This is a genomic window from Actinomycetospora chibensis (assembly GCF_028737215.1).
In the GTDB taxonomy this organism is placed as follows: Bacteria; Actinomycetota; Actinomycetes; order Mycobacteriales; family Pseudonocardiaceae; genus Actinomycetospora; species Actinomycetospora chibensis.
The window spans coordinates 363,177-371,668 of the sequence record NZ_JAQZAM010000004.1 but is presented as its reverse complement, the minus strand read 5'-3'; the positions used below and the strand labels follow the sequence as shown (position 1 = coordinate 371,668).

General features: G+C 75.7%; 8 protein-coding genes. 3 read left to right on the top strand and 5 right to left on the bottom strand.

All coding sequences use genetic code 11. From position 1 onward, the window contains the following. Positions 1-60: 60 nt before the first annotated feature. The gene (locus PH189_RS08625; protein ID WP_274188347.1) at positions 61-387 is read right to left on the bottom strand and encodes a DMT family transporter; all 327 of its coding nucleotides are present in this window, start codon (positions 385-387) and stop codon (positions 61-63) included. 134 nt (positions 388-521) lie between these two features. On the opposite strand from PH189_RS08625, the gene PH189_RS08620 reads away from it, so the two are divergent. Further along, the gene (locus PH189_RS08620) at positions 522-1,505 is read left to right on the top strand and encodes an AraC family transcriptional regulator (RefSeq protein WP_274188346.1); all 984 of its coding nucleotides are present in this window, start codon (positions 522-524) and stop codon (positions 1,503-1,505) included. Positions 1,506-1,639: 134 nt separating this feature from the next. Here PH189_RS08620 and PH189_RS08615 read toward each other — a convergent pair whose 3' ends face one another. From PH189_RS08615 to PH189_RS08605, 3 genes are all read right to left on the bottom strand, one after another. Next, positions 1,640-2,497 (bottom strand): adenylate/guanylate cyclase domain-containing protein, encoded by an 858-nt coding sequence (locus PH189_RS08615; protein ID WP_274188345.1) that lies wholly within the window; start codon positions 2,495-2,497, stop codon positions 1,640-1,642. A 14-nt stretch (positions 2,498-2,511) separates the two neighbouring features. Then, positions 2,512-3,366 carry a GAF and ANTAR domain-containing protein gene (locus tag PH189_RS08610; RefSeq protein WP_274188344.1) on the bottom strand — a complete coding sequence of 285 codons (855 nt, stop codon included), beginning with the start codon at positions 3,364-3,366 and terminating at the stop codon, positions 2,512-2,514. 77 nt (positions 3,367-3,443) lie between these two features. Beyond that, a complete protein-coding gene (locus PH189_RS08605; protein WP_274188343.1) occupies positions 3,444-4,373 on the bottom strand; it encodes a pseudouridine-5'-phosphate glycosidase in 930 nt (309 codons plus the stop codon). A gap of 91 nt (positions 4,374-4,464) precedes the next feature. Here PH189_RS08605 and PH189_RS08600 point away from each other — a divergent pair, with 91 nt between their 5' ends. After that, a complete protein-coding gene (locus PH189_RS08600) occupies positions 4,465-5,979 on the top strand; it encodes a class I adenylate-forming enzyme family protein (RefSeq protein WP_274188342.1) in 1,515 nt (504 codons plus the stop codon). Positions 5,980-5,995: 16 nt separating this feature from the next. Then, complete coding sequence (locus PH189_RS08595) at positions 5,996-7,690, top strand: alpha-keto acid decarboxylase family protein (RefSeq protein WP_274188341.1); 1,695 nt, start codon at positions 5,996-5,998, stop codon at positions 7,688-7,690. On the opposite strand, the gene PH189_RS08590 is transcribed toward PH189_RS08595, so the two are convergent. After that, complete coding sequence (locus PH189_RS08590; RefSeq protein WP_274188340.1) at positions 7,650-8,492, bottom strand: cytochrome c oxidase assembly protein; 843 nt, start codon at positions 8,490-8,492, stop codon at positions 7,650-7,652. The two genes, PH189_RS08595 and PH189_RS08590, sit on opposite strands and share 41 nt — an antisense overlap.

Here is an 8,492-nt window from a genome sequence, read left to right as displayed (position 1 = left end):
TCACGTCGGCGGTGTTCACGTCGGCGGTGTTCACGTCGGCGGTGTTCACGTCGGCGGTGTTCACGTCGGCTGGGCCCCGAGCTCGAGGGCCAGCACCCCGGCGATGACCAGCCCGATCCCACCGATCTGGACCCACGTCAGGGTCTCGCCGAGCAGCACCGTGCCGGCGATCGCCACGAGCGCGACCCCCGCGGCGGCCCACAGACCGTAGGCGACGCTCACGCCGAGCCCCCGCGCCAGGGCCTGCGACAGGAATCCGAACGCCGCGAGGTAGCCCACGACCACGACGACCGAGGGGACGAGCCGCGTGAACCCCTCGGAGAGCTTGAGCGACACCGTCGCGACCACCTCGCAGGCGATCGCGACGGCAAGGAGCACGTAGGGCACGGGGCCGCCTTCCCGGGGACGGGCAAACAAACTGGGCATCTGCCCAAAATGTACCCGAGTATGCGCCCACGGATGGCCGACCCGTTCCCTCGTCCGCAATACTCGATCGCGCGCGACCGATCGGAGGGTGAGGCATGGAGGGTGTGGCGACGCGGCCGCAGCCGGTCACGCGGTACCGCTGGGCGAGCACCGATCCCGACGCCGCGACCGAGTACCTCCGCGAGACCTACACCGACCTGCGGCCCGGACGGATCGATCCGCACGGGTTCTCGTTCTGGACCGAGGTCGCCGCCGCCGGTCCGGTCGTCATGGGGACGGTGCGCCACTCGGGTCCGGTGCGCGCGTGGTGCGAGCCCCCGGAGGCCCTGGTCGTGGTGCAGACCCTGGGCGGAGGGCCGCACCGGATCCGCGACGGCCGCGGCGAGGTCACCGGGTCGCTCAAGCTCACACCGAGCTGGTCGGCGTTCGAGACGGGCTGGGAGGACGTCACCGTGCTCGCGACGGCGCTCGATCCCGCCGAGGTCGCCCGCGTCGGTTCCGGCTTCTCCGGCCTCGACCCCGCTGCGATCACGTTCACGTCGGCCGCCCCGGTGTCGGCCCCGCTCGCCGGCTACTGGTCCCGGCTGAGCCACCACCTCCAGGACGAGGTCATCGCCTCCGACGCGCTCATGTCCGAGCCGCTGGTCCGCGCCACCGTCGTGCAGCAGCTCGCCTCGGCCCTGCTGGCGACCTTCCCGAACACCGCCCTCGAGGCGCTCACCGACCCGTTCGCCCACGGCGACGGGAACGGCGAGCCGGCCACGGTGCGCCGCGCGGTCGACTACATGGACACCCACGCCCACCAGGACATCGGGCTCACCGAGATCGCCGAGGCCGCGCGGATCGGTGCGCGCTCGCTCCAGCTCGCCTTCCGCCGCCACCGGGACATGACGCCGCTCGAGTACCTGCGCCGCGTCCGGCTCGAGCACGCGCACCGCGACCTGCGCGACGGCGACCCCACGCGCGGCGACCGCGTCGAGGCGATCGCCGCGCGCTGGGGGTTCGCCCACCCCGGGCGGTTCTCGGTGGTCTACCGCGAGCACTACGGGCGTTCGCCCAGCGCGACACTGCGGCAGTAGATGACGCTGCGTAGCGGCGCGCTCGCGGAGAAGAACGACGTCGACGTCGACACCTCCGCGGTCGACACCAACGCCGACGGCACCTTCGAGAGCACCGCCGACGACCCCAACGGCTTCTGACCCACGGCAAGGGGTCAGGCCTTCTCGACCGCGAAGATCTGCAGGCCGGCCGGGGCGCCCTTGAGATGGGTGTTCCAGCGCTTGCGGCGCACGCGCAGGCGGGACTCGTCGAGGCGGGCGAGCAGGTCCCCGCTGATCAGGATCTCGTCGGGCCCGGCCCGGTCGCCCAGGCGCGCCGCGGTGTTGACGGCGACGCCGAGGAAGTCGCCGCCGACACGGCGCGGGCGCCCGAGGTGCAGGCCCGCCCGCATCCTCGGGGTCCAGTCCGGGACGGCGAGCGCGGCGAGCCGCGTGCGGGCCTCGACGACGGCCTCGAGGGCACCGGTCGGCTCGGCGAACACGGCCATCATCCCGTCGCCGAGGCGCTTGACCACGGTGCCCGCGCGGTCGGTGACCGGCTTCTCCCAGGCCTCGCTGACCTCGCGCAGCACGCGCTGGACCTCGTCGTCGCCGGCACGCAGGGCCCAGCGGGAGAAGTCGACGAGGTCGGTGAACACCATCGTGACCTCGCGCTCGCCCACACCGCCGCCGAAGCGCTCGAGCACCGACTGCCAGAGCTGCAGCCCGCCCAGGCTCACCTCGCGCGTGACGCCCGGCCGGTTCCCGGTCAGCCCGACCACGGCGCGGCCGGCAAACTCCGCGTGGCGCGCCCCGCCGAGCGAGAGCGGATCGCCGAAGTGCGCGTCGCCGGGCAATGCGCGGCGCACCCGGGCGACGGCGGTGCGCAGGCCCTCCGATCGATCCAGGTCGCGCGCCCGGCGTCCGGCCTGCGCCGCCGACGCACGGAACCGCGCCCACCGACCGGGCTTCCCGTCGGTGCTCTCCTCCTCGGCCATGCCGGTGATCCTCGCCCGGACGCCGGAGGGCAGCACGGGCGGGACGGTCCTCAGAGGTCGGCGCGACGCTCGGCGAGCGTGGCGGCGACGTCGCGCAGCTTCACGTTGAGGTCCTGGGATGCCCGGCGCAGCACGTCGAACGCCTGGTCGGCGGGCAGGCCCCGACGCTCCATGAGGATGCCCTTGGCCTGGCCGATGACGTCGCGCGAGTCCAGCGCGGTGCGGAACTGCGTCTGGCGCAGCTCGGCGGCCTCGGTGGCCGTGACGTACGCGAGCGCCGTCGACACGTGGGCGGCGAGCAGCACCGCGGCCTCACGGTCGGCCTGACCGAGGCCCCCGGCCTCGCGACGGTAGAAGTTCAGCGCGCCGCGCAGCGGACGCGGACCGCCCACGGGGAAGAGGCCGACCGCGAACACGCTCCCCGCCCCGATCTCGGCGGCGGCCGGACCGAAGCGCGGGAAGGTGGTGTCGTGCGCGAGGTCGTCGCTGCGGGCCACACCGAGCCCGCCGGCCTCCAGGGCCCGCACGCACGGACCCTCCTGGTGGTCGTACTGCACCTCGTCGAGCCGGACGGCCAGCTCGTCCGAGTGTGCGGGCGTGGAGTATCCGCCGTCGTCCTCGCGGCGCAGGGTGACACTCGCGAGGTCGGCGGCGGTGACCACGCGGGGTCCGAGGGTGACGACCCGCTCGAGCAGCTCGTTGACCCCGTGGGTCAGCGGGGTGTCGAGCAGCGCCGCCGAGAGCTCGCCGACCGCCTGGGCGAGCATGCCGATCCGCGGTCCCCCGGCCGGTGCGTTCCCGTTGCTCGGGTACCCGTCGTTGCCCTTGCGACGCTCGGTCGCGTCCTCGGCCACGAAGGCCGAACGCTCGGCGTCCCAGTCGACCTCGCTGCCCTGCCTCGTCACCCCACCGCTCCTCTCGTGCCGTCCCCGACCGCGTACAAGCCTCGTGTTGCGTACCCGGTGACCGGGAGGGGTACGCGTCAGCCGCCGTTCGGCCCGCCCGCCAGCGCCCGGGCCACCTCGGCGCCCAGGGACACGTTGCCCCGGTAGACCGCGACGTTGACCTCCAGACTGCGGTCCTCGGTCGAGCGCCGCATCTGGTCGAGCAGGAACGGCGTCGTGTCGTGGCCGACGACACCCCGTGCGGCGGCCTCGGCGAGAGCCTGGTCCAGCACCGCGCGGTGCTCGTCGGGATCGAGCTGGGCGGACGCCGCGACGGGGTTCGCGAGCACCACCGCCGAGCGCAGGTCCAGCGCGTCGCGGGCCCGGACGACGGCCGCGACCTCCTGCGGGCTCTCGACCCGGGCGGGCACCGGCGAGCCGGAGTCGCGCACGTAGAAGCCGGGGAACGCGTCGGTGCGGTACCCGAGCACGGTGACGTTGAGGGTCTCGAGGCGCTCCAGGGTGGCGGGGACGTCGAGGATCGACTTCACGCCCGCGGAAACCACGAGGATCGGGACGCCGGCGAGCGCGACGAGGTCGGCCGACTCGTCGAAGGTCGTCGACGCCCCGCGGTGCACGCCGCCGAGCCCGCCCGTGGCGAAGACGCCGATCCCGGCCCGCCGGGCGAGCAGCGCGGTCGCGGCCACCGTGGTGCCGCCGTCGGCGCCCCGCGCGGCCGCCACCGGCAGGTCCCGCACGCTGATCTTCGCGACGTCCGGGGTCTCGGCGAGGCGCGCGAGCTCGGCCCGCGACAGGCCCACGACGGGACGCCCGCCCGCGACCCCGACCGTCGCCGGCACCACGCCGGCGTCGCGGAGCAGCTCCTCGGCCTCGAGCGCCGTCGCGAGGTTGCGGGGGCGCGGGAGCCCGTGGGTGATGATCGTGGACTCGAGCGCGACGACCGGCCGGCCTGCGGCGATCGCGTCCCGGACCTCGTCGGCCACGAACAGGGTGGCGGGTGGTGTCACGTCGCGAGTGTCGCCTGCCGGGCCGCGGTGAACGATCGCTCACCCGATCAGCCGATGGCCCCCGCGTTCGTTCCGCGCGACGGTACGGAGCGTGACCGACACGGCCGCCGACACGGCCGGCACGCCCTCCGCCCCGCACCCCTCGGTGGAGCAGGTCGTCGCTGCCCTCGACGCCGCCGGCGACCGCGTCGTCCTGCGCCACCCCGACGGCGAGACCACCGGCGCCGAGCTCCTCGCCGCGATCCACCGCTACGCGCGGGCCCTCGCCGGCCTGGGCATCGGTACGGGCGACCTCGTCGCGCAGTACGGGCCGAACCGGCCCGACGCGCTCGCGGTGCGCTACGCGACGCACCTCATCGACGCGGCCGCGGTGTACGTCTCGGCCCCGCCCGGGGCGGACCGCCGTGCGCAGCAGCTCGCGCAGATCGACCCGCGTGTGGTCGTCGTCTTCCCGCAGACCGCCCACCTGCTGCCGGAGACGACCGCCCCCGTGGTCGCGGTCGGCCCCGTGGCGGGCGTCCCGGAGCGCCTCGACGAGCTCGCCGCCGCGCAGCCGTCCGCACCGCTCGCGTCGCGGGCGCACCTGGCGGACCTCGGCACGGTCCTGTCCTCCGGCGGCACGACGGGCATCCCGAAGAGCAGCGTGCGCGACGTCGCCGCCTGGGCCGCGGCGGTCGCCACCCCGCACCGCCCCGAGCGACGCCAGCTCGCCTCGGGCCCCGAGGCCTACCTCACCCAGATCCTCGTCGCCCAGACCCTCATCGGCGGCGGCACGGTGGTGCTGCGCGACGACTCCGACCCCGCCGCCCTGCTGGCGTCGATCGAGACCGATCGGATCACCGACCTGTTCCTCGTCGAGCCCCAGCTGGTCGCGCTCATGGACCACCCCGACGTGGCCGCCCGCGACCTGTCCTCGCTGCGGACGCTGACGCACATCGGCGCCTCCGCCCCGCCCGCGCTGCGCCGGCGTGCCGTCGAGCGCCTCGGCCCGGTGCTCCAGCACACCTACGGCGCCAGCGAGATCGGGATCGTCAGCGCCCTGCGCCCCGCCGACTACGACCCCGCCGACCCCGAGCGCGCCACCTGCGCCGGGACGGTCCTGCCCGGTGTCGAGGTCCGTTTCCGGCGCGACGACGGCGCGCTCGACCCGACGTACGGGTCGATCGAGGTCCGCTCCCCCGCCATGGCGCACGGCTACCGGAACCGGCCGGTCGAGCAGGCGGAGCACTTCGTCGACGGCTGGTACCGCACCGGCGACCTCGGGCGCCTCGGCGACGACGGTCGCCTGCACGTCCTCGGGCGCGCCGCCGACTGCACGGTCGTCGACGGCCGGCTGGTGACGCCGACGGGGATCGAGGACACGCTCATGCGGCGGCCCGACGTGCGCTACGCGGTGGTCGTGGCCGACCCGGCACGGGGCCGGCGGATCGCGGCGGTGCTGCCCTGGGGCGCGGGGGTCGACGTGGCGGCCGGCCGAGATGCCGTGGCCACCGAGCACGGCCGGGCGGTCGCCGACACGCTGGTCGTCGTCGAGCCGGACGACCTCCCGCTCACCGAGCAGGGCAAACCCGACCGGGCCGCGATCATGGCCATGGCCTCGTCGTGACGGGAGCCTGCCGCCCGTGAGCGGATACACCGTCGCCGACCACCTCGTCGACCGGCTGGCGGAGCTGGGCGTCGACCGCATCTTCGGCGTCCCCGGCGACTACAGCCTCGCGATGCTCGACCACGTCACCCACCACCCCACGGTCCGCTGGACGGGGTGCACCAACGAGCTCAACGCCGGCTATGCCGCCGACGGGTACGGGCGTCTGCGCGGGATCGCCGCGCTGTGCACGACGTTCGGGGTGGGCGAGCTCAGCGCCATCAACGCGATCGCGGGCAGCTACGCCGAGCACGTGCCGGTGGTGCACATCGTCGGCGCGCCCGCGCTCGCCGCGCAGGCCCTGCGCCGCCCGGTGCACCACACGCTCGGCGACGGGGTGTTCGGGCACTTCACGGCGATGCACGCCGACATCACGGTCGCGCGGGCCTCGCTCACCGAGGACGACGCGGTCGCCGAGATCGACCGGGTGCTGCGCGAGGTCCGCGACCGGCGCCTGCCCGGCTACCTCGTCGTCCCCGCCGACGTGGCCGCGGCGCCGGCCGAGAAGGCTGCCGCCGCGCTGCCCGCGCCCGTCGACACCACCGACCCCGAGGCGCTCGAGGGCTTCGTCGAGGCCGCCCGGCGGCTCCTCGGGTCGGCCTCGTCGCCCGACGACGTAGCGGTGCTCGCCGGGCTCCAGGTGCACCGCCTCGGGGCGGCCGAGACGCTCGCCCGGCTACTCGCCGCCGGTCCCCTGCCGCACGCGACGACGCCCTGGGCGAAGAGCCTCGTCGACGAGAGCGCGCCCCGGTTCGCGGGGACCTACACCGGCGCCGCGAGCCCGCCCGCCACGCGCACGGCCGTCGAGGACGCCGCGGTGCTCGTGGTCGCCGGGGTCCAGTTCACCGACCTCAACAGCGGGATGTTCACCCAGCACATCACCCGCAGCCGCACGGTCGACGTCGGACCGCGCTCGGTGTCGGTGGGGGCCGCGACCTTCGCGCCGGTCGAGCTGCCGACGGCCCTCGCGGCGCTCGAGCCCCTCGTCGCGGAGGTCGCCGCCCGGCGCGCCGGGCCCGCGCCGACCGCCCCGCTGGCCGAGCCCGTGACGGCGGCGGTCGCGGCCCCCGACGACCAGCCGCTCGGGCAGAGCAGCCTGTGGCGGGAGGTGAGCGCGTTCCTGCGCAGCGGCGACATCGTGCTCGCCGACCAGGGCACGAGCTTCTACGGCATGGCGCCCCACCGCCTGCCCGCCGGTGTGACCTTCGTCGGCCAGCCGCTGTGGGCGTCGATCGGCTACACGATCCCCGCGCTGCTCGGCACCTGTACCGCGCGACCCGGGCACCGCGGCGTGCTGCTCGTCGGCGACGGGGCCGCGCAGATGACGGCCACCGAGCTCGCCACCGTGCTGCGCGAGCGCATCCCGGCGGTGATCGTCGTCGTGGACAACGACGGCTACACCGTCGAGCGCGCCATCCACGGACCCGACGAGTCGTACAACGACATCACGGCCTGGGACTGGCCGGCGCTCGCCCGGGCCCTCGGCGGGGGCGACCAGCTCGACGCCTCGCGCGTGCGCACCGTCGGCGACCTGCGCGCGGCCCTCGCCGGCGCGAGCGCCCACCCCGAGCGGGTGACGCTCGTGCAGGCCGTCGTCCCCCGCGACGACGTCCCGGACCTGCTCGCCGCGCTCACCCGCGTGCTGGGGAACCGGCCGGCGCCGGCGCACTGATCCGGCCGCGGCCACGCTCCCGGGCCCGCTCCCGACGCAGCTCCCGGCCGCCGCGGGCGTACCAGCCGGCCATCAGGGCCACGGCGAGCGCGATCTCCACCGCGCTCCCGCCGTAGTACATGACCTGCGCGCCGAGCCGGAGCTGGTCGGGACTGCCGGCGCCGGCGGGCAGGAGGCGCGCGTACATCAGCTTGGCCAGCACGTCGTGCCCGGCGGCCACGACCAGCAGGAGCACCAGCGAGCCGAGCAGCCCCGGGCGGTGCGGGAGCGGGTCGCGGCCGGCGAGGACCACGCTGAGCAGGAGGCCTGCGAGCACCATGTGCAGGTGCACGAGGGCCATCAGCGCCGGGTGCGCATGGGCCAGCGCGAACAGGTCGGTGAGGTAGAAGGCGTACATCCCGCCGAGCTCGAGGACGGCGACGAGGGGCGCCCACGTCAGCGCCCGAGCGGGGCGGCTGTGCAGCACGGCGAGCAGCCGGCGGCGCCCGGTGATGGGCAGCGCGCGCAGGGCGAGCGTGACGGGCGCGGCCAGCGCGAGGAGCAGCGGCGCGACCATGGCCAGCAGCAGGTGGCCGACGACGTGCGCCACGAACTCGGGGCGGTCGCCCAGGGGCGGGAGCAGCGCGGCGCCCATCGCCGCGATGCCGCCGGCGGCCGCGGCCGACCGGGCCGTGGGCCAGCGGTCCCCCCGCGTGCGCAGGCGCAGGACGCCGGCGGCGTAGAGCGCGGCGACGACCAGGACCAGCAGGGCGGACACCCAGGCCCCGGGCCCGACCGGCGCGTCGTGGACCCCGTGCTCCAC

Coding starts and splice junctions, on each gene's coding strand:
- PH189_RS08620 (WP_274188346.1), top strand. CDS start 522: ATGGAGGGTGTGGCGACGCGGCCGCAGCCGGTCACGCGGTACCGCTGG.